Genomic DNA, 19,762 nt, shown 5'->3' on the forward strand with positions numbered 1-19,762 from the left:
TTTTGGAAAACCCAAAACCAAGCTTTGCTGCCATTGATTTTTACACCTGACTCATCGCCCCCGACTATCTTTGATGCAGCTATTTTTTCTTTGATAATCGCGTAAACCGGTGTGGCTTTATTGCTCATTGATCCTATGATATTATAAACAGTGCCTTCGCTCATTGGTATGCCATAATAAAAAACTGCTTAATATTTATTGGCTGTCTGTTATTGTCAAAAAATTATGCACAATTTATTGTTAATTTCGCTGCTGAGTGGCAACAAAAAATATCAATTCTAAATTATTCCAAAATGCAAAATCAAAATAACAACAAAGAATTCAAAATCCCCCTGAATCCCCCTTTGACAGGCAAATGATCTATTCCAATACATCATTCTGCGTCAAAGGGGGACGGGGACGCTGCTAAAATGAACCAACTGCAAAAATTTGCAACAGAATACTGGCAGAAGAGCAGAAATCAGCACCCTGCCCTCTTGACTTCCGACACATTTTTCGTAAATTAAAGAATTAAATACCATTAATTATTTTTTATAATGGGAACGTAGTTCATCGATTTACACACACCCGGCCATGAAACCGCTGGGAAAAAGTTTTAACAGTACTCCGGGTAAAAACAGCTCGAACAAAAACAGAAGCAACAGCATCTGGCATTACGACGCTCCTACCACGCTGGATAAAATTGCCAACATCACCATTACCCTCACCAAGTTTCTTCAGGCCAATTTTTCATCGCTGGCCAAAGGTGGTGCCGATGTAGTATTTATTTCGCTTTGCGGTCTCGAAAAAGGTTTTGTAATGACCAAACTGGGCACCGGTTTGCCCGGTGATGTAATTGGGAACCTGGTAACAGGGCTGGGCAAAAAACGTATCGACCATGTGCAAAAAATGGATGATTACTTTACCGACCTTGAAATGGAATACGATTTTTACAAACAGCTCGACGGCCACAAAGTACAGGTTGACGGGAAATGGCACCGCTATAAAATTGTGTCGTCGTTTAATGAAATAGAAGAAAACCGCGACCCTGATGTAAAAACAATTTTTGTAATTCTTACCATCGAAGGGACACATGTGTTTAACACCGGTCTGAAAATGATGGGGAAACGGCCGATCCGAAGGAAGTTTTGGCAAACCTCAAAAAGGTAAAAAACTGCGATCACCGGTTGTTTTTTGCAGGACTGACACATCATTTCGACAATGAAATGGTGGGCCACGCGCAAAATCTAAAAGGCGTTGTTCGGAAAATGATCGACCAAGTCGGATAACCTAAAACAATACAACAAAATAACAGCTGCCGATATTGTGCAGCGCTTTATGCATAGCAATGCTTATGATTTTTTGAAGAAACCGGAAGTCGGGAGCAGGAAGCGCGAAGAAGTGCGCTATTGTTTGTTGCTTGAGACTTTTAAGTTCGGGTTGTCTGCTTATCCGGATTGCCCTGTGAGCGTAATTTGCGGAATGGAGTGGTACTTGTCGCTTTTCCAAAATCGCAACAAAAAATCAATATCGTTCAAATAAAGTGCCCCTAAACCTTCTTTAAAAAACGGCAGTTTGTCCTTTCCCTGTTCAATGCAATACTTTGCCAGTTCGGTTGAAAACTCTAAGGATATTGTCTTCCATTAACTCGTGTGAATAGTCGAACGACTTTTTGGTGAGATTAAAGTTTTTACCAGAGGCGATGTGTTCAATAAAAACATTTTCAGCATCATCCCCTTTATACAAGAAATAACCGTTAATGCGGGGCGACATTTCCATTAAATCATTGTGTAGAGGATGATTTTCCCCTAAAAGCTCCGCACTCCATACACTTCCTTTTACACTCATTAACCGGGTGTGTGCCATATGCAGTAAAGCATCATGTCCTTCCTGAAAATACTGCATATTAACCGGGTGTGTGCCATATGCAGTAAAGCATCATGTCCTTCCTGAAAATACTGCATAAGATATTCGTCCTGTTTCTCTTCAGCCAGTTCGTTAAAAAGATCTCTGAGCCGTTTATTCGTATCGGTGTAAAAAAGATACGATCTGAAAAGGACGACTTCAATCAACTCCCTCACTTTATAGTAATCGGATTCATTTAAATCAATCGTATAAAAGGGATTTAACCTGGTATTTTCAGGTGCAAATTCATATTCATCCTCAAATATATCCATTACCTGCCCAGCGATATTGTTAATAAATTCATTAAACGGACTGATGAAGTTTTCGTCCTGCACAGTATTCATAAAATACCAGATTAAAAAAGCGACATCCTGAATGTTAATTTCTCCTTCGTAGTATTCATCCGTTGCATAAAAAGGAAGCCGTTTCCCGTATTTTTGGGAATGCATTTTAATAAACGTGTTCCAGGTGTTGGTTTCTGAAATAATATCTTCGAAATAGGAAGTCAGGAAACAAGAAAGCATTTTAAGATCTTCATTTTCCAGGTAAATAAATGTGGGTAACGCCTGTTTTTTAAAGAAACACTTAAGCACCTTATTTGCAATCGAGAGATAATAACTGTCGACAGCACTCTGTTTTTTGTATGGTTTCAGCTCCAGCCATTGTTTAATGTAAATGTTTTCTTTCATGGTATCTCTTCCTAATTTTCGAATTTTGCCCCAAAAATAAAAAAAGAAAATCAAGAGTTGAAAGCTGAACTATTCTTTGCCATTCAAGTTAAGCTTTAAAACCTGATGTTGTTCATCCCTGAAACATGAAACTTGAAACAAAACATCTCTCTCATCATCCGTAATTCTTTCGTATTTTTGTGTGCATGACAGCAGCTCAAAAACCCGATGTCTGGTTTTTCAATCCCACCTGCGAGTATGCCGTGGCCAACGGGACTACATCGTGGCAACCCAACCGGCTGTTACAAAAGATGGAAGTAGATTTGGGGACGCTGCCGCTATTTTTCGCAAAGCCTCACGATATTGTACTGGTAAGAAAATTACCCGCTGAAAAGTTCCTGCAAAAACTGAAAATGCAGGGAATTTCGCTGCCCCGGTTTGTACTGCTGGAAGATGCCCTGAAATACAAGCTGAACGGTGAAAAACTCAACCGCCTGATGCCGTGGGGCTGGAGCCCGGTGGCCCACAAATTGCTGGAACCACTGAAAAATTCCTGTTCTATCCCGTTTCAGCATTCTCCGGTTTTCAAATGGCAGCCTGGCACCCGCGATCTTTACTCCAAAAAATTCAGCCGGAAAATTCTCACTGATGTACTTCCGCAGCTGCCGACAAAAACAGTGTTGCAACCATCAATGCTTCCTGAAGTTGCAAGCACCCAACACGAAATGGAAACGCTGATTGACCGCTGGGGAAAACTTATGGTAAAGGCTCCGTGGAGCAGCTCGGGAAGAGGATTGCAACCCATTACCAAAAGCCCGGTGGTTCCCAAAGTGTGGGAAAAACTCATGGGAATTGTCAACGACCAGGGCTATGCTATTGCAGAACCTTTGCTCGATAAAGTCATGGATATGTCAATTCAGTTTGAACTGAAACAAGGTAAAGTTGCTTTTCTGGGGAAAAGTATTTTTCTTACTGATAAAAAAGGACAGTTCCAGGGCAACTTCCTGAAAGGCATGCCAGCTGATGTTTCTGCTGAAGAACTCCAATTTGCCCGTGAACTCCCTCATTTATTGAAAGAGCCTCTTGTTAAAACCATTGAAGCAAGTGTGCTGGCTAAAAACTACGAGGGGTTTTTTGGTGTGGACACATTGCTTTTCAGGGATATTTCAGGTCAATTGCGCGTAAACCCCTGCCTCGAAATTAATGTGCGGCAAAACATGGGGTTGCTGTCTCTGCAACTTGAACAGCTGCTGGCACCAAGATCATCAGGGATATTCAAAACATTTTATCAGAAGGGAAAACCATTTGCAACTTTTGCCCGCGAAATGCAAGTCAGCCATCCCATAAAATTAAATGAAGGCAAAACTGAATCCGGTTTTTTTGCGTTGACAGAAACGAATGATGATTCATTATTCGGTGCGTATATTCTTGCTGACTGATAAACCCTGAACTTCCAACTGGCATTAAAAACCGGTTTTTCATTTTTGTGAACTGGCTTACCAACTATTTTACCTATAACCTTTCATTGCGGTTAATAATAAAGCCCAGAAAAACTTCCTGAGCTTCATATTTTGACCGTATTCACGAAAATAAGTTAACGGGCATAATACTACATTTGAAATTCGGAAAAACCGCCCCAACACCTTCAGTTATTTTTCTTTCCCGGAACTTTTTTTTGTAACTTTAAGTTTTTGAAAGCAATAAATCAATCCACTCGTATGGAAAACCAAAACAACAATTCGGGCACTCCCAGAAAAATCAGAAAAAAAGTTTACGAAAGCGAACTGAACAAGCTTCAAATTGAGCTGGTAAAATTACAGGAATGGATTAAACGCAAGGGCCTGAAAGTAATTGTTATTTTCGAGGGCCGCGATGCTGCCGGGAAAGGTGGTACCATTAAACGCATTACGCAGGTGCTGAATCCACGTATTTGCAGGGTAGTTGCCCTGGGTACGCCCACCGAGCGGGAAAAAACCCAGTGGTATTTCCAGCGATACATTCCCCATTTGCCGGCTGCCGGTGAAATGGTGCTGTTCGACCGCAGCTGGTACAACCGGGCAGGAGTGGAAAAAGTGATGGGCTTTTGCACCAACGAGGAGTACTGGGAGTTTCTGCGTTCGTGCCCCAATTTTGAACGGATGCTTATCCGTTCTGGAATCATTCTCATAAAATACTGGTTTTCGGTAAGCGAGGAAGAGCAGGAAAAACGTTTTATCGACCGCAACCATGATCCTACCAAACGGTGGAAACTGAGCCCGATGGATTTAAAATCGAGGGAAATGTACGTGGAATATTCAAAGGCAAAAGATGAGATGTTTGCCTATACCGACACCAAAATCAGCCCGTGGTATATGGTTGATGCTGATAACAAAAGGCGGGCGCGGCTCAATTGCATCCATCATCTTTTGTCGTTGATACCTTACGAAGATTTAACACCCGACCCGCTGGAGCTACCGCCACGCAAAGACAACAAAGGTTATGTGCGTCCTCCGCTGGAAGAAATGACGTATGTACCTGAAGTATATTAATTGTCGAGCGTTTGGGTCATGTAAAACAGGTGGCGTTCCTGTTCGGTTATAAATTCACGGAATAACGATTTTTTGCCGTTTTCTTCAGTGAAACCGCGCTGAACCAATTCAAAATAGGCATACGTCCAGTTAATTAAAGCTGTGCCGTCATTGTTTTTTACTTCAAGCTCTTCCTTTACGGCAGGAGTGGCACACTGTTGCAACAGGCTTCCTGCGGTTCCCTGTATATTCACCTCGTTAAAAATCCGCTTTTCTTTTAACGCATTACACGTGGTTTCAAAATCGGGCCATTCGCTAACTCCATGTCCGTTTACGGAAGCGGCAAAATGGCTCACGGCATTTCCATGCAGCATTACCCAGGCGGCATATTGCGAAATATCGTTCAGTTTTAAAACCGTTTCTTTTTCAGGAATATTCCATGGCCTGATGAAATATTTCATGAGCTCATTTTCGAGAAGATCGGCAGCTTCGGAAGTAATAATTCCATCCCTGTCGAGCAAATTCAACAATTCAATGCCTTTATTCGACAGGGCATAACCTGTATCTTTTACGGCCTCATTAATTATATGCTGTGCCCAATCGGGCAGCTCTTCCACTTCGAGCTGACTAATCAAAAAATACGGTAACTTTTCATCAGGGTGCTCGAAACGAACTGCCGTTAGTTTCTTTTTGGTAAAAGTATATTTTTCGGCAGGTTTGTACCCCAGGCATTTTATGATGTGCTTTATGGCCCTGATTCCCTTGGGTTGCTCGCCGGTATGGGTATTCAGGGTTCGAAATGCCAGGTGATCAACAACCGTGCGCCCCCCTTTTTGTGCAACTATTTCGTCGTACTTTTTTGCACATGGAACACGTCCGAGGTAGTTCCCCCAAAGTTTTCCGGTAAGGGTGCGTGCAATATTTGCTGCATCGCGCTTCATACTCATTTAAACAGCAAATCAGTGGTTAGGGTTACTTTTAAAAATGTGTTTAATAATATTTTTTAATTCGAAAATATTACAGTGGGCTGCACTTAAGTTCTTTTTGGGGTTGTTTCCATGAATTTCAGCACATCTTTTTTATCAAAAAATGATGTAGCTCCCATCCGGGTGGCATTCAGGGCACCGGCGGCATTTCCAAAATTGAGTGCTTCCTGTATGGAGCTGCCATTGAGGAAATAATGAAGAAACCCTGCAGCCAGGGCCATTCCCGAACCAATGTTGTCATTTAACTCCACCTTGTAACCCGAATCCCAAAATGCGCCTTCTTTTTTATGAAACGCGCATACACCACGGGTTCCGCGGGTAACAATCACCAAATCAACCTTGTATTTTTTGAGCAACTGATTTCCAAAACTTTCCACGTCACCCGGGTTCAGATTTAATTTTTCAGTTAAAAAACCAATTTCTTTCTCCTTGATGCGCACAATGTTTGAAGACCGGAGCATATTCTCAACCACACCAACATTAAAAAAGTGCTGAAAAAGTTTCAAATCGAAAAACTTGAGTGCACGCCGCGATTCATTGATGAGTTCGCGAATGGTATTTTTAGAAATACCAAACCGCTGCGGAAGTAGTCCGAAAAACAGGCAATTAGCGTTGCGCACCAGTTTTAGTGCTTCGGCAGAAAATTCAATATGATCGAAGGCAACATCAGGAGTTACCTTAAAAATGGGTTCGCCGTTTTTATCGAATTCCACATTCACGGTTCCGGTAGGAAATTCAGGATCCAACTGCACATCCAAAATTGAAATCCCCAGTTCTTCCAGCCGGTTCAGAGCTTCGTTTCCCAGCTCATCGTCGCCCACGCGAGAAAGCAGGAATCCCTTTTCGCCGAAAGAATTGCACCGAAAAACCAAATTAGAAGGCGTTCCTCCCAAAACTTTTCCGTCGGGTAAAATATCCCAGACCACTTCGCCAAATGCCACTATTTTTTTTGCCATCGATTTTGTTTTCCAACTGCAAAAGTAGTGATTAATGAAAAATGATTCAAATTTCAGGGAAATGGTTATTAACAAATTGTTCAAGTACCTCATAAAGTTTGGGATGGCCTATTTCCTCGAGGTCATAAAACACACGGGTAGTTGGTTTATCAATTTTTATCACACGCTTTAAATCAATTGGTGTTCCAATTACTACCGAATCACAATCGGTATTCCGGATGGTTTCTTCCAGGTCTTTCACCTGTTTTCCACCATAGCCCATGGCCGGCAACAATTTACCAATATTGGGATATTTTTCGAAAGTTTTCTTCAGCTCGCCAACCAAAAATGGCCGTGGATCAACCATTGATGCGGCACCAAATTTGCGGGCAGCCACAACTGCAGCCCCTATTTTCATTTCGCCATGGGTGAGCGTAGGGCCATCTTCAACACAAAGCACACGTTTACCGGTTATTACATCTTTGTTATCAACATGCACAGGACTTGTTCCGTCAATTACTATTGCAGCCGGGTTCACGGTTTCAATATTTTTACGCAGCTGCTCCACACTTTCGGGCGTTGCCGTATCAATTTTGTTGATAATGACCACATCGCTGCTTTGCAACACCACCTGGCTCGGGTAGTAGGTCAGTTCTGCTCCTACGCGGTGCGGGTCGGTAACTGCAATGGATAAATCCGGCCGGTAAAACGAAAAATCGTTGTTGCCACCGTCCCACAATATTACATCGCAGCCATCGGGATCATTCTCGGCAGCCCGTAAAATAGCTTCATAATCTACTCCTGCATAAATCACATTTCCCCGGGCAATATGAGGTTCATACTCTTCCATTTCTTCGATGGTACATTCATGTTTGTCCAAATCATCGAGGGTTGCAAACCGCTGAACTTTTTGTTTTACAAGGTCGCCATAAGGCATAGGGTGCCGTATGGCAACTACCCTGAGGCCTTTTTCCATTAGTGTTTGTACAATTTTGCGGCTGGTCTGGCTTTTGCCCGAACCTGTGCGCGTGGCACACACCGAAATTACCGGTTTGGTTGAACTAAGCATGGTTTGTTTGGGTCCCAGCAGCATAAAGGATGCACCCGATACATTTACACGGGCGCTGGCCTGCATTACCAGCTGGTTGGGTACATCACTGTAAGAAAACACACAAATGTCTGCCTTCAAATCCGTAATCAATTTTTCCGTTTCTGTTTCAGGATAAACAGGAATTCCTTCGGGGTAAAGTGTCCCGGCCAGTTCGGCCGGATAACGGCGGTTTTCAATTCCCGGAATCTGGTTGGCGGTAAAAGCCACTACTTCAAAATCAGTATTATTTCTGAAAAAGGTGTTGAAATTATGAAAGTCGCGACCGGCAGCTCCCATGATTATTACGCGTTGCTTAGCCATAAATTTGTTGTTTTAAAAATTCTTCAAAATTTAAACCTAATTGACCGGGAAAAACAGGATAAAACTCATGGCTCATCGATTTTTTTGTTCAGCACTCTGGCAGAATTCAACCGCACAGAGTGCAACAGCAGTGAAAAGCCACACGCTCTCCCGGAACCGCTGCTATTAAAACATTATTCGTACTTTGGCGTTCTCTTTCAAAAACAGAAGGAATGAATTATCTGGCACATTTATACCTTTCAGGTGAGGATGACAAACTGCTCACGGGCAATTTCATTGGCGATTACGTGAAAGGGAAAAACTACCTGAATTACCCGGGTAAAATAAGGGAAGGAATTTTGCTGCACCGCCGGATTGACACCTTTACCGACCAGCACACCCGGTTCAGGGAAGTAAAAAAACTGCTACGAGAAGAATTCGGCCTGTTTTCCGGCATTATTACCGATATTTTTTACGACCATTTTTTAGCCCGCAACTGGGACCACTACTCCACCTATCCGCTCCGCAGTTACACCAACAAAGCCCATTCAGCTTTATTGGCACATTTTTTTTACCTGCCTGCGCGGGTGAAGGGATTTTTGCCCGTGCTCATAAAAAACCGGCGGCTGGAATCGTATGCCCGGCCTGAAGGAATCCGCCAGTCGCTGGAGATAATGAGCCGCTACACTTCACTACCCGAAAATGCAACTCAGGCAATGGATACGCTGGAACTGAATTTCAATTTCCTGCAGGAAAACTTCACGGCTTTTATGCTGGAAATGATTGAATATGTGGAAAAGGATTTTGGGGTTGAAATTAAAAAACCCGGTTGTGTGGTAACACCCTGAAACCGCATAAAAACCCGGTGCTGAAAAATTCAATTTCCCAACACCGGTTTCAATTATCTTCAAAACAAAATAGCTTAGGCCAGCATTTCGTAATATTCTTCTTCAAAGAAAAAATTTGATTCGCCGAAAGCGGGCTCCAAATCGTCAATCCAGATAGCATCGGGGTTGTATTTGGCAAAAAACGGCTTGCCTACCCATGAGGGGGCGCGCCCCTGCAGGAAGTTCAGCACGAACACCTTCTCGCCGTTAATTTCGGAAACACCTACCACCTGCACTTTACCGGGGCTACAAGACATGCTGGGACCTTTCACGGTTCGGCAAATGCCACTCACCTTGTTGTAGGCATTCCTGAAAATCTGCCATGCCTGCCGCAGCGTAACAGCAAAATAATCCTGCGCACCGGTATCGCGGGCAATAAACATATAATACGGGATAATGCCCAGTTTAACCTGCTCCCGCCAGTTTCTGGCCCAGATATCGGGATGGGCATTAATATTTTTCATGACCGGGGATTGCGACCGAATTTGCACACCTGCTGCAATCAGCTTTTTCACAGCCTCTTTCACTGCATCGGTTTTTAATTCATCAGGATGATTGAAATGAGCCATCAGCGCGATGTTTATCCCCTTCCTTTTTATCTTTTCGAACAGGCGGAGAAGATCGCCGGCATCTTCGTCGGTGGTGAAACGGTAGGGCCAGTAAGCCAGTGCTTTTGTGCCAATCCGAATGTTTTTCAGATTCGGCAAATCAGCATCGGCAAGGGCATTGAAATAGGACTCAAAAAAGCGGGTTTTCATAATTGCCGGGTCGCCCCCGGTAAAAAGGACATCGGTAATTTGCGGATTGGCCTTCAGGTATTCGATCAACGTATCGGCCTCTTTCATGGCAAACTTAAACTCGCTAAGCGCAAACTGCGGCCACCGGAAACAAAAAGTGCAATAAGCATGGCAGGTTTGTCCCTGCGACGGGAAAAACAGCATGGTTTCCCTGTATTTATGCTGAATACCTGTGAGTTTTTTTCCGTTCATAACCGGCACATTGCTCTCCTGCCCGGCAGGATTGGGATTCAATTTTAAGCGGATTTTTTTAACCTCGTTTTGAAGTTCCTTTTTGGGTACGTTATTTTTTAGCAGGCCTGCTATTTTATTGAAGCTGGCCTCATCGAGCATCTCTTTTTGCGGAAAGTTCAGAATAAAGAACGGATCCTTTTCAAAGTTTTCCCAGTCAATCAGTTCGTTAACTACATAATTATTTGTTTTGAAGGGCAAAACAGTTCCCACTACTTCTATATTAAACTTCTGCTCTTCAGTAAGAAATTCCATTTGTGGAATTTGCCTGAAATTGTGGAGCGAAAAAGATCTGTACTTCATCATAAGCCAAAAAAAATTTATAAAGAACTATAAAAGTTTATAACCAAATGCTTGAAATATACCTCCATTGAGGTACCGCAAAACCATAAAATTGTTGATTTTTCAAGGCGAGGCAAATGTACAAAAATCAGACCACAAAACAAACATGAAATTTGTCAGGTTCAAGACTAATCCGACAAGTGATCGAGGCGGCTGGCATCAAGCCTGATAAAGATAAAAAGCAATATGGTAAACGACCAGAGCGATGAGCCTCCGTAGCTAAAAAATGGCAGCGGGATTCCAATCACCGGCATTACGCCAATGGTCATACCAATGTTTACCATCACATGAAAAAAGAGAATTGCCGCTACCGAATAACCGTAAATTCGCGAAAAACCGGAGCGTTGCCGTTCAGCCAGAATAACCAGTCTTGAAAGCAAAACCATGAAAAGGCTTACCACTATGAACGTTCCTGCAAACCCCCACTCTTCGCCAACGGTACAAAAAATAAAATCGGTGCTTTGCTCGGGCACAAAGTTAAATTTGGTCTGGGTGCCGTTTAAAAATCCTTTTCCCCACATACCACCTGACCCGATGGCAATTTTACTCTGGTTCACATTATACCCTGCGCCCTGAGGATCGGATTCAATTCCGAGCAGTTCGTTAATACGCGCCTGCTGGTAGGGCTCGAGCATCTCGTTAAATGCATAGTCAACCGAAATTGATAGCAACACCGAACCGATAAAAATTAATGCAATAAACGCGTAATTCTTCAACCTTTTCAACAAGCTGTAAAACAGCACAACTCCCCCGGACAGCAGTGAGGTGCCTTCCAGTACCTGTTCGCCTGTAAATTCTGAACCAAAAAGAAAATTGATACCTGCCAGCAAAAAGAAACTGACAATAAAAATTCCTGCCACTACAAAAAATTGTTTAATAGAAGGATTTAATGCCAGGAAAATGACAAGCGCCAAAGCCGCCAGTAATCCGAACAAAACAACACCTTCCAGTACCAGCGAAAACACAAACAACAGCGCAATCCAAATGCCAAAAAAGAGGAAAATTCCTGAAAGTCCTTCCCGGTAGAGCACTAAAATGAACGCAAAATAGACCATGGCAGATCCGGTATCGTTCTGCAATAAAATAAGAGCAGCCGGCAAAAACACAATCAAGCCAATTATAACGAACGATTTAAACCGCTTCAGTTTAAATCCGAAAGAACTCATATATTTTGCCAGGGCCAGGGCCGTGGCAAATTTCCCGAACTCGGCAGGTTGTATGCTGAACCCGCCGATGGTGAACCACGATTTGGACGCGTTAATTTCGGTCCCGACAAACAACACCAGAATCAACAATAAAATGATAACCCCGTAAATAATATAAGAAAAGAATACATAAAAATCGGTTTCTACGATGAGAATAACAAATGCCAGTGTCAGGGCAGCTGCAATCCAAATCAACTGCTTCCCGTAGCGTTGCGAAACATCCAATATGTTCTGGTGTTCAGTATCGTAAACCGAGGAATAGATATTTATCCAGCCCAGAAAAACCAGTACCAGGTACAGAAAAACGGTAAGCCAGTCGATGTTTGTCCAAACACTGTTTCTTCTCGGCATATTACTTGGGTTGATTTGGATTTAACAAATTCGCTTCAATCATGCGGGTTTCCACCCATTTGCGGTTATCTGCAATTGTATCGTTCAAATACTTTTCTACCAACAGACTGGCAATTGGCGCTGCATAGCGCGTGCCCCAAACTCCGTTTTCAACATAAACCGATATGGCTATTTGCGGATTTTCACGGGGGGCAAAAGCCATAAACACGGAGTGATCGGAGCCGTGCGGATTTTCAGCAGTTCCTGTTTTTCCGCACATGGCAATTCCCGGGATACGCGACAAATAAGCAGTATTGGTTTGTTCAACTGCCTGCTGCATGCCTTCAATTACGGGTTTAAAATGTTCTTCAGCAATGCCCACTTCAATTTTTGTTTTCAATTCCCTGTCCAGGCTTCCATCTTCAATCTCTTTTACAACATGCGGCGGATAGTAAAATCCACGGTTGGCCACAGCTGAACAGTAATTGGCCAGCTGAAGTGGTGTCACGCCCAGTTCACCCTGGCCAATGGCAAGCGAACGGACAGTCATTGCATTCCAATGACCTGCACCATAAATCCCGTTATAATACTCTTCATCGGGAAGGCTGCCTTTCAGCTCGGTAGGTAAATCAATTCCCAGCTTTTTACCGATACCAAAACTGAGCACATGGTCGCGCCAAATATTGTAACCTTCCGCCGAGGTTTCAGCACTGTACAAAATGGAACGAAAAGTATTCCACAAAAAGGGGTTGCACGATTCGCGGATTGCTTCAACCACATCGTTGGGGGACCCATGATTGTGGGTACACCGAATTGGCACAGTAGCAGGACCATAACAGGGGAAAAGCGTGCGTGTGGTTATGGTTTGCTCTTCCAACCCCACTAAAACATTCAAAACTTTAAATGTTGAACCCGGGGGATATTCGGCCATCAGCGCGCGGTTAAAAAGCGGTTTCAGGGTGTCGGTGAGCAGCATGGCATAATTTTCGCCTCTTACCCGCCCAACCAGCAGCCCGGGATCGTAAGCAGGGGCACTTGCCAGCACAAGTATTTCACCGGTTGAAGGTTCAATGGCAACTACACTTCCCCTTTTGTTCTGCAGTAATTTTTCGGCATAAAGCTGTAGTTCAATATCGAGCGAGGTGGTTAAGTTCTTCCCAATCTGGGCCGGCTCATCCTGCACCCCTTCGAGAAAACTACCCTGAATCCGGTTGTGCACATCAACCAGGTATTTTTTTATCCCCTTGGTTCCACGCAGCCACTTCTCATACGTTTTTTCAATACCACTCTGCCCAATATAGTCGCCCATGCTGTAGTAGTTGTCATTCTCAATGTTATCAGCTGTAACCTCACCCACATAACCGAGCACATGGGCTGCCGAAGGATAGCTGTATTCACGCAGGGTTCTCAACTGTGTGTGAAACCCCTTAAACCTGAAGATACGTTCCTGTAAAACAGCATAATTCTCAGGGGATATCTGTTTAATTAATATCGATGGTTTGTAAAGCGAATATTCCCTTGCTTCCGCAATTTTTCTTTCCATCTCTTCTTTTTCAATTTCAAGAAGATTGCAAAGGTACAGGGTATCGAACTCTTCTACTTCGCGGGGAGTAATCATAAGGTCGTAGGCCGGTTTGTTGTGCACAAGTAATTTTCCGTTGCGGTCGTACATTAAACCACGGGCAGGATATTGCACCACGTTACGCAACACGTTGTTTGTAGCATAAACCTTATAGGTTGGATCGAGCACCTGCAAACGAAATAGCCTGGCACCGTAAATCAACCCGGTAAGTAAAAAAATGGCTATAATTACATAGCTGCGTTTTGAGAAACTGTTCACCCTAACCTACTCCCTAAAAATTAAAAACTGACTTAAAACTATAACAAAAATCGATAACAACGAACTCAACACTACACGCAACAGCGTACTAAAAAATTGTGTGAAACTAAAAATTTCAAGGTAAAAAAGTATAAAATGATGAAAAAACACCATTACCGCTGAATAATATAAAAACCATGAAAACTTATTTTGTTTCAGCCCGGGATAATCATTTATTTCTTCTTCACGGTCGGAGATGGAGCGAATAACAAATGGACGTATATAAGCAATAAAAACAGTTGCAGCCGCATGCAATCCCAGGCTGTTTGAAAAAATATCGATAGTTAACCCAATTAAAAATCCTGACAGTAAAACGATATAACGCGGTGCACTCAGGGGCAACAGCATAACAAACAGAATATACATGTAGGGATTAAGATAACCACTGATTTGCATCTGGTTTAAAAACAGCACCTGTATTAAAACAAGCACCACAAAAATTACTGCATATTTAATTAGCCATCGGATCATCCCTGATTATATTTTCAAGTTCTTTTATTTCAGGCTTATCCTGGTTTTCAATCACTTCTACATACGACAATGACTTAAAATCGGTTGAAAGCTGCACACTAATATCATAATAATTTTCGCCGTCGGGCCGCGAAAAATCCTGAATGGTACCAATCATTACTCCTTCCGGGAAAATGGTAGAGTATCCACTTGTAATGATGCTGTCACCGGGCGAAATGTCAACATGCAGTGGAATTTCTGTTAAGTTGGCCGTCCTGTAATCGTAGCCCCTCCATATTAACGAACCATAATTTCCACTTTTTTTGTGCATGGCAGAAATACTCCACCGGCTGTTCAAAACTGACAGACCAACAGCATACGAATCGGAAACATGCGTAACAACACCCACAATTCCTTTGCCGGTAACCACTCCCTGATCCTGTTTTATGCCATCATTTCTGCCCTTGTTCAGTGTGAAATAATTGAATGGTTTGTTTACTGAGTTATTAATTATTTTTGCCGAAATAAAGCGATAAGTTGAATCAGTACTCTCCAGGTTTACAACCAGCGAATCGTTTACAACCGGTACGCCGGTCATGTTCTCCACCCGCGAACGCAACCATGCATTTTCTTCCGAAAGCTCTTTGTTGATGCGGTTCAGGTGAAAATAATCGACTACGGAATTGTAGGCTTGGTAAATATTTCCGGTTATGCGATTGGAAGAATTCAGGTATTTTGATTTTTGGTAGCTGTTATGATTGAAAACCAGCGCGAGTGATGCCCCTTCCAGCAGAAGAAACAGCACAAATGCGTAGTTCTTCAATAAATACCTGAGCAAACTCCTCATACTCTATAATGTGTACCGATATTAAACACGAACAAAATTTTGTAAATCAATAATTTCCTGAAGTAAAATAAAAACAGTTTCCCGGGCACTACCTGAGCAGGAACGAAAAATTATCCACATTTTTCAATGCAATTCCGGTTCCTCGTACCACGGCCCTGAGCGGGTCTTCGGCCACGTGAAAGGGAATACCGATTTTATCACTCAGTCGTTTATCGAGCCCTTTCAGCAGCGCGCCGCCACCAGCCAGCCAAATACCTTTAGCCACAATATCGGCATACAATTCGGGCGGGGTTTGTTCCAGGGCGCTCAGCACTGCCGTTTCAATTTTCGAAATCGATTTTTCAAGGCAGTGGGCAATTTCCTGGTACGAAACCGGCACTTCAATGGGCAGTGCAGTCATCTGGTTCGGGCCCTGAACGATATAATCCGACGGGGGATCTTTCAGCTGTGACAAAGCTGAACCCACATGAATTTTAATCTCTTCCGCCGTACGTTCGCCAATTTTAATATTGTGCTGATGGCGCATGTACTCCATGATGTCTGAAGTAAGATCGTCGCCGGCAATGCGGATGGATTTGTTGGTTACTATTCCACCCAGCGAAATCACAGCAATTTCAGTGGTTCCACCGCCAATGTCAACCACCATGTTTCCCTCTGGTGCCTCAACATCCAGCCCAATTCCAATGGCTGCTGCCAGCGGTTCGTATATCATGTAAACCTCCCGGCCACCGGCATGTTCTGCCGAGTCGCGCACCGCACGCACTTCCACCTCGGTACTGCCTGAAGGGATACAAACCACCATTTTCAGTGCGGGAGAGAACATTCGCGATTTGGGGTTAATCATTTTGATCATCCCCCTAATCATCTGTTCCGCCGCGTTGAAATCGGCAATCACGCCATCGCGCAGCGGGCGGATTGTTTTCAGGTTGGCGTGGGTTTTGCCCTGCATTTGCCTGGCTTTTTCGCCAATGGCTACCATTTTTTCCGTTTTTAAATCGATGGCTACAATCGATGGTTCATCCACAACAATTTTATCGTTATGAATGATTATGGTGTTGGCCGTTCCAAGGTCAATGGCAATTTCCTGTGTTAAAAAAGAAAATAATCCCATGTTTTGTTAACTAATTAAAATCAATGTTTAAAGTGCCGCCTTCCGGTAAATACCATGGCGATATCGAACTCGTTGCAGGCATCGATAACTTCCTGATCGCGGATACTACCACCGGGCTGAACAATGTATTTCACCCCGTATTCATTGGCCGCTTCAATATTGTCGCGGAACGGGAAAAACGCATCGGAAATCAGTACCGAATTTGCAATATCCACTCCTTCTTTCATTTCAAAGCGGGGCATTGTAAGGTGCCGCAGGCTGTCGAGCCTGTTGGGCTGCCCCATTCCGGCACCCGTGAGCCAAAACGAACCATTTTTATTTTCGGTAACAACGGCAATTGCATTACTTTTCAGGTGTTTGCAGGCTACTGTGCCAAATTTTGAAAGGTTCATTTTTGCCTTATCGAATTGTTTGTTTGTCACGTTTTCAAATTGGCTGTCCACTCCTTCATCTTCATCCTGTAGCAGCATTCCGCCGCTAATTGAACGGTAAAGTTTTTCATTTGTTGTTTCGGGTTTTACCGGGGTAACCAACAGGCGTAAATTTTTCTTTTTGCTGAAAACTTGCTGTGCTTCTTCGGTAAATTCCGGGGCAATAATAATTTCCACAAATTTTTTCCTGAACCACTCTGCCACTTCTTTGGTAACCATATCAGTAAAGCAGATTATGCTCCCGAACGCGCTGATTGGATCGCCTGCCCAGGCCAGTTCGAGCGACTCAAGAATGTTACCGGTTACTGCCAGCCCGCACGGATTAAGGTGTTTTACCACCGAAACCGCCACTTTGTTGTCAAGATGAGTTACTGCATGAAACGCATCGCTGGCGGATTTCCAAGATGCATCGGCATCGAGCATATTATTGTACGAAAGCGCTTTGCCCTGCAAAACTTCTGCGTCGGCCAGCGATATTTCTCCCGGCGAATTTTTAAATTTGAAAAATGTGGCTTTCTGGTGCGGGTTTTCGCCGTAGCGAAGCACTTTCCCGTTGTTCAGGCTGATACGTTCAGCAGCACTTTCTTCATCATTGTTGAAATAACTAAAAATGGCCGCATCGTAATGCGAAGAAACGGCAAATGCCTTTCCGGCAAACCATTTCCGGTCATCCACCGTCGATTCGCCCTCTTTTTCGTTCAGCAAATCCAGCAGGTGTCCATATTCATTCTGGGAAGGAACAATCACCAAATCCTTGAAATTTTTGGCAGCAGCTCGTATGAGCGAAATGCCGCCGATATCAATTTTCTCAATAATATCCTGTTCACCTGCGCCGGATGCAACCGTATCTTCAAAGGGATACAAATCGACAATCACCAGGTCAATTTCAGGAATTTCAAATTCGGTTAACTGGCTGACATCGCCCTGATTATCGCGGCGCGACAAAATGCCGCCAAAAATTTTCGGGTGCAATGTTTTTACACGGCCTCCTAAAATTGACGGATAACCGGTGAGGCTTTCAACTGATGTAACTTCAACTCCCAGCGACTCAATAAATGTTTTTGTTCCGCCGGTACTGATTATTTTTACATTTAATTCATTCAGCTTTTGAATGATCCCATCCAGATTTTTTTTGTGATAAACCGAAACAAGGGCGGTCTTAATTTTTTTATTATCAGCCATTTACTCCTTTTTTGAAATTTGATTGCAAAGATAGAAAAATCAATTCACATCCTGCTATAAAACAGTAAGTTTACACTATATTTTTATTGTTCCCGAAAGTCGGTTTATCCACCTTTTAAAAATGAATAAATCTAACATCCTCAAAATAAATCAGGTTTCCGCTTTAACCCGGATTATTCACAAATAATCCTCCCGAAGCCTCGGGACAACTTCATCTAAGTCGGGATTAACCTGAACTTTATTCATATTTTTAAAATTTATGAATAGTTCAGGTTAAAAAGAGACTTATTAAAATAGTAAGATTCCAAACAGTTTCAAAATCCGCTTGTAATCATTAAGAAAAATTAACACTAATAAGCTGTAATGAGAAGTTCATGCTTCAGCTAAAAATTTATTAGCAGGCGAACGGAACAATTAATATCTTTATAAAAAAAGTAGAACAATGCTTTTGGCACGGCTCATTTTCGAAAGTTTTTCATTTGCCTTTAATTCTTTGAAGGTAAATAAACTGCGCACGTTGCTTTCGTTGCTGGGTATTACCATTGGTATTTTTGCCATCATTTCGGTTTTCACGGTCATCGATTCGCTCGAAAGCTATATTCGCGACAGCCTCAATTCACTGGGCAGCAACATGGTTTACATTCAGAAATGGCCGTGGGCGCCTCCCGAGGGCGAGGTGGAATATCCGTGGTGGAAATACCAAAACCGTCCGGTTCCGAAAATCGAGGAATCGGAAGAAATTATGCGCCGAAGTTCTTCATTTCAGCATGCTGCTTTTTTTTACGGCTTTAACCGCACCATACAGTCGGGGAGCAATCAAATCGACAATGTTACCGTGATGGCCACCACACACGATTTATTCGACATCTGGAACCTGAAAATTACCCGCGGGCGCTATTTTACTGAAAATGAAATGAATTCCGGTGCCCCCGTGGCACTGATAGGTGCCGAAATTGCCGACAAACTTTTTCCTGACCTGGAGCCGATTGGCCAATTTATAAAAATCCAGGGGTTCAGGTTTCAAATTATCGGCCTTTACGAGCGCACGGGCCAGGATATGTTTGGCACCAGCATGGACAATTACATCCACATTTCCGCCCTGAAATCGTTTTACATGGTTGATATACGAAACAGCGATGCCGGGCAAACCATTTGCGTAAAAGCAAAACCCAACGTTGGTCCGGGACAGTTTTTGGCCGAGCTGGAAGGTGTGATGCGCTCCATCAGGCGGCTGAAACCACGCGAAGAAAACAATTTTGCCCTGAACGAAGTGAGCCTCATTTCCAACCAGTTCGACCAGTTTTTTGCCGTTTTCAACATGGCCGGCTGGATAATCGGCGGTTTCTCTATTATTGTTGGAGGATTCGGGATTGCCAACATTATGTTCGTTTCGGTAAAAGAACGCACCAAAATTATCGGCATTGAAAAATCGCTGGGCGCCAAAAAATATTTCATCTTGTTCGAATTTATTTTCGAGGCAATTGTCCTTTCTGTAATCGGAGGCATCGTAGGGTTGCTCCTTATTTTCGTCGGAACGCTGGTGGTAAGTTACGCCACCGATTTCACCATTACCCTTACAGCGGCAAATATTATCCGGGGGCTTTTAATTTCAAGTGTAATCGGCTTTGTTGCCGGGCTGATGCCGGCACGGACAGCTTCAAGGTTAAATCCCGTGGAGGCGATGAATACGGTGTGATTTT

The 19,762-nt window shown here is 43.2% G+C and carries 18 protein-coding genes; 5 read left to right on the plus strand and 13 right to left on the minus strand.

The window, feature by feature from the left end:
- On the minus strand, window positions 1-164 hold a 164-nt coding region (locus ACTCNA_RS09855; RefSeq protein ID WP_462947769.1), incomplete at its 3' end, for an IS66 family transposase.
- Between the two features lie 409 nt (window positions 165-573).
- Between ACTCNA_RS09855 and ACTCNA_RS09860 the strand changes: the two genes are divergently transcribed.
- Window positions 574-1,149, plus strand: coding sequence for a hypothetical protein (locus ACTCNA_RS09860; protein WP_462947743.1), 576 nt, complete (start codon window positions 574-576; stop codon window positions 1,147-1,149).
- 420 nt (window positions 1,150-1,569) lie between these two features.
- Here the strand turns inward: ACTCNA_RS09860 and ACTCNA_RS09865 are convergent, their stop codons facing one another.
- Both ACTCNA_RS09865 and ACTCNA_RS09870 read right to left on the minus strand, forming a co-directional pair.
- Window positions 1,570-1,758: a hypothetical protein gene (locus ACTCNA_RS09865; RefSeq protein ID WP_462947744.1), complete on the minus strand. Its 189-nt coding sequence runs from the start codon at window positions 1,756-1,758 to the stop codon at window positions 1,570-1,572.
- Window positions 1,759-1,826: 68 nt separating this feature from the next.
- Window positions 1,827-2,573 carry a DUF3843 family protein gene (locus tag ACTCNA_RS09870; RefSeq protein ID WP_462947745.1) on the minus strand — a complete coding sequence of 249 codons (747 nt, stop codon included), beginning with the start codon at window positions 2,571-2,573 and terminating at the stop codon, window positions 1,827-1,829.
- 185 nt (window positions 2,574-2,758) lie between these two features.
- Between ACTCNA_RS09870 and ACTCNA_RS09875 the strand changes: the two genes are divergently transcribed.
- Together ACTCNA_RS09875 and ppk2 are read left to right on the plus strand one after the other, a co-directional pair.
- Window positions 2,759-3,991, plus strand: coding sequence for a hypothetical protein (locus ACTCNA_RS09875; protein ID WP_462947746.1), 1,233 nt, complete (start codon window positions 2,759-2,761; stop codon window positions 3,989-3,991).
- Between the two features lie 279 nt (window positions 3,992-4,270).
- Window positions 4,271-5,080: a polyphosphate kinase 2 gene (gene ppk2 / locus ACTCNA_RS09880; protein ID WP_462947747.1), complete on the plus strand. Its 810-nt coding sequence runs from the start codon at window positions 4,271-4,273 to the stop codon at window positions 5,078-5,080.
- Here ppk2 and ACTCNA_RS09885 read toward each other — a convergent pair.
- The 3 genes from ACTCNA_RS09885 to ACTCNA_RS09895 all read right to left on the minus strand — a co-directional run bounded on the left by ACTCNA_RS09885 (window position 5,077) and on the right by ACTCNA_RS09895 (window position 8,391).
- Window positions 5,077-6,000: a 2-oxoadipate dioxygenase/decarboxylase family protein gene (locus ACTCNA_RS09885; protein ID WP_462947748.1), complete on the minus strand. Its 924-nt coding sequence runs from the start codon at window positions 5,998-6,000 to the stop codon at window positions 5,077-5,079. The genes ppk2 and ACTCNA_RS09885 overlap by 4 nt on opposite strands.
- Before the next feature lie 92 nt (window positions 6,001-6,092).
- Window positions 6,093-7,001 carry a carbohydrate kinase family protein gene (locus tag ACTCNA_RS09890; RefSeq protein ID WP_462947749.1) on the minus strand — a complete coding sequence of 303 codons (909 nt, stop codon included), beginning with the start codon at window positions 6,999-7,001 and terminating at the stop codon, window positions 6,093-6,095.
- 46 nt (window positions 7,002-7,047) lie between these two features.
- Entirely contained in the window at window positions 7,048-8,391 is a 1,344-nt protein-coding gene (locus ACTCNA_RS09895) for a cyclic 2,3-diphosphoglycerate synthase (protein ID WP_462947750.1), read from the minus strand.
- Between the two features lie 212 nt (window positions 8,392-8,603).
- On the opposite strand from ACTCNA_RS09895, the gene ACTCNA_RS09900 reads away from it, so the two are divergent.
- A complete protein-coding gene (locus tag ACTCNA_RS09900; RefSeq protein ID WP_462947751.1) occupies window positions 8,604-9,218 on the plus strand; it encodes an acyl carrier protein phosphodiesterase in 615 nt (204 codons plus the stop codon).
- Between the two features lie 74 nt (window positions 9,219-9,292).
- Here the strand turns inward: ACTCNA_RS09900 and ACTCNA_RS09905 are convergent, their stop codons facing one another.
- From ACTCNA_RS09905 to purH, 7 genes are all read right to left on the minus strand, one after another.
- Entirely contained in the window at window positions 9,293-10,591 is a 1,299-nt protein-coding gene (locus ACTCNA_RS09905; protein WP_462947752.1) for a KamA family radical SAM protein, read from the minus strand.
- Between the two features lie 164 nt (window positions 10,592-10,755).
- Window positions 10,756-12,183 carry a rod shape-determining protein RodA gene (gene rodA / locus ACTCNA_RS09910; protein ID WP_462947753.1) on the minus strand — a complete coding sequence of 476 codons (1,428 nt, stop codon included), beginning with the start codon at window positions 12,181-12,183 and terminating at the stop codon, window positions 10,756-10,758.
- A 1-nt stretch (window position 12,184) separates the two neighbouring features.
- On the minus strand, window positions 12,185-14,002 hold the full coding sequence (gene mrdA / locus ACTCNA_RS09915) for a penicillin-binding protein 2 (RefSeq protein ID WP_462947754.1): 1,818 nt from the start codon (window positions 14,000-14,002) through the stop codon (window positions 12,185-12,187).
- Between the two features lie 6 nt (window positions 14,003-14,008).
- Window positions 14,009-14,512, minus strand: a complete 504-nt coding sequence (gene mreD, locus ACTCNA_RS09920) for a rod shape-determining protein MreD (protein WP_462947755.1) — start codon at window positions 14,510-14,512, stop codon at window positions 14,009-14,011.
- Entirely contained in the window at window positions 14,493-15,338 is an 846-nt protein-coding gene (gene mreC / locus ACTCNA_RS09925; RefSeq protein WP_462947756.1) for a rod shape-determining protein MreC, read from the minus strand. Before mreC ends, mreD begins: the two co-directional genes overlap by 20 nt.
- 88 nt (window positions 15,339-15,426) lie before the next feature.
- The gene (locus tag ACTCNA_RS09930) at window positions 15,427-16,449 is read right to left on the minus strand and encodes a rod shape-determining protein (RefSeq protein WP_462947757.1); all 1,023 of its coding nucleotides are present in this window, start codon (window positions 16,447-16,449) and stop codon (window positions 15,427-15,429) included.
- 20 nt (window positions 16,450-16,469) lie between these two features.
- A complete protein-coding gene (purH, locus tag ACTCNA_RS09935) occupies window positions 16,470-18,062 on the minus strand; it encodes a bifunctional phosphoribosylaminoimidazolecarboxamide formyltransferase/IMP cyclohydrolase (protein ID WP_462947758.1) in 1,593 nt (530 codons plus the stop codon).
- A gap of 442 nt (window positions 18,063-18,504) precedes the next feature.
- On the opposite strand from purH, the gene ACTCNA_RS09940 reads away from it, so the two are divergent.
- Window positions 18,505-19,758: an ABC transporter permease gene (locus ACTCNA_RS09940; RefSeq protein ID WP_462947759.1), complete on the plus strand. Its 1,254-nt coding sequence runs from the start codon at window positions 18,505-18,507 to the stop codon at window positions 19,756-19,758.
- The last annotated feature ends 4 nt before the right edge of the window (window positions 19,759-19,762 follow it).

The organism is Tangfeifania sp. (assembly GCF_055108615.1).

What these genes read in the sequence shown, in the direction of transcription:
- ACTCNA_RS09870 (WP_462947745.1), bottom strand. Translation starts at nt 2,573, where the DNA reads ATGAAAGAAAACATTTACATTAAACAATGGCTGGAGCTGAAACCATAC.
- ACTCNA_RS09900 (WP_462947751.1), top strand. Translation starts at nt 8,604, where the DNA reads ATGAATTATCTGGCACATTTATACCTTTCAGGTGAGGATGACAAACTG.
- mreC (WP_462947756.1), bottom strand. Translation starts at nt 15,338, where the DNA reads ATGAGGAGTTTGCTCAGGTATTTATTGAAGAACTACGCATTTGTGCTG.
- ACTCNA_RS09875 (WP_462947746.1), top strand. Translation starts at nt 2,759, where the DNA reads ATGACAGCAGCTCAAAAACCCGATGTCTGGTTTTTCAATCCCACCTGC.
- ACTCNA_RS09860 (WP_462947743.1), top strand. Translation starts at nt 574, where the DNA reads ATGAAACCGCTGGGAAAAAGTTTTAACAGTACTCCGGGTAAAAACAGC.
- mreD (WP_462947755.1), bottom strand. Translation starts at nt 14,512, where the DNA reads ATGATCCGATGGCTAATTAAATATGCAGTAATTTTTGTGGTGCTTGTT.
- ACTCNA_RS09930 (WP_462947757.1), bottom strand. Translation starts at nt 16,449, where the DNA reads ATGGGATTATTTTCTTTTTTAACACAGGAAATTGCCATTGACCTTGGA.
- ACTCNA_RS09885 (WP_462947748.1), bottom strand. Translation starts at nt 6,000, where the DNA reads ATGAAGCGCGATGCAGCAAATATTGCACGCACCCTTACCGGAAAACTT.
- purH (WP_462947758.1), bottom strand. Translation starts at nt 18,062, where the DNA reads ATGGCTGATAATAAAAAAATTAAGACCGCCCTTGTTTCGGTTTATCAC.
- ppk2 (WP_462947747.1), top strand. Translation starts at nt 4,271, where the DNA reads ATGGAAAACCAAAACAACAATTCGGGCACTCCCAGAAAAATCAGAAAA.
- ACTCNA_RS09890 (WP_462947749.1), bottom strand. Translation starts at nt 7,001, where the DNA reads ATGGCAAAAAAAATAGTGGCATTTGGCGAAGTGGTCTGGGATATTTTA.
- ACTCNA_RS09905 (WP_462947752.1), bottom strand. Translation starts at nt 10,591, where the DNA reads ATGATGAAGTACAGATCTTTTTCGCTCCACAATTTCAGGCAAATTCCA.
- ACTCNA_RS09865 (WP_462947744.1), bottom strand. Translation starts at nt 1,758, where the DNA reads ATGGAAATGTCGCCCCGCATTAACGGTTATTTCTTGTATAAAGGGGAT.
- ACTCNA_RS09895 (WP_462947750.1), bottom strand. Translation starts at nt 8,391, where the DNA reads ATGGCTAAGCAACGCGTAATAATCATGGGAGCTGCCGGTCGCGACTTT.
- rodA (WP_462947753.1), bottom strand. Translation starts at nt 12,183, where the DNA reads ATGCCGAGAAGAAACAGTGTTTGGACAAACATCGACTGGCTTACCGTT.
- ACTCNA_RS09940 (WP_462947759.1), top strand. Translation starts at nt 18,505, where the DNA reads ATGCTTTTGGCACGGCTCATTTTCGAAAGTTTTTCATTTGCCTTTAAT.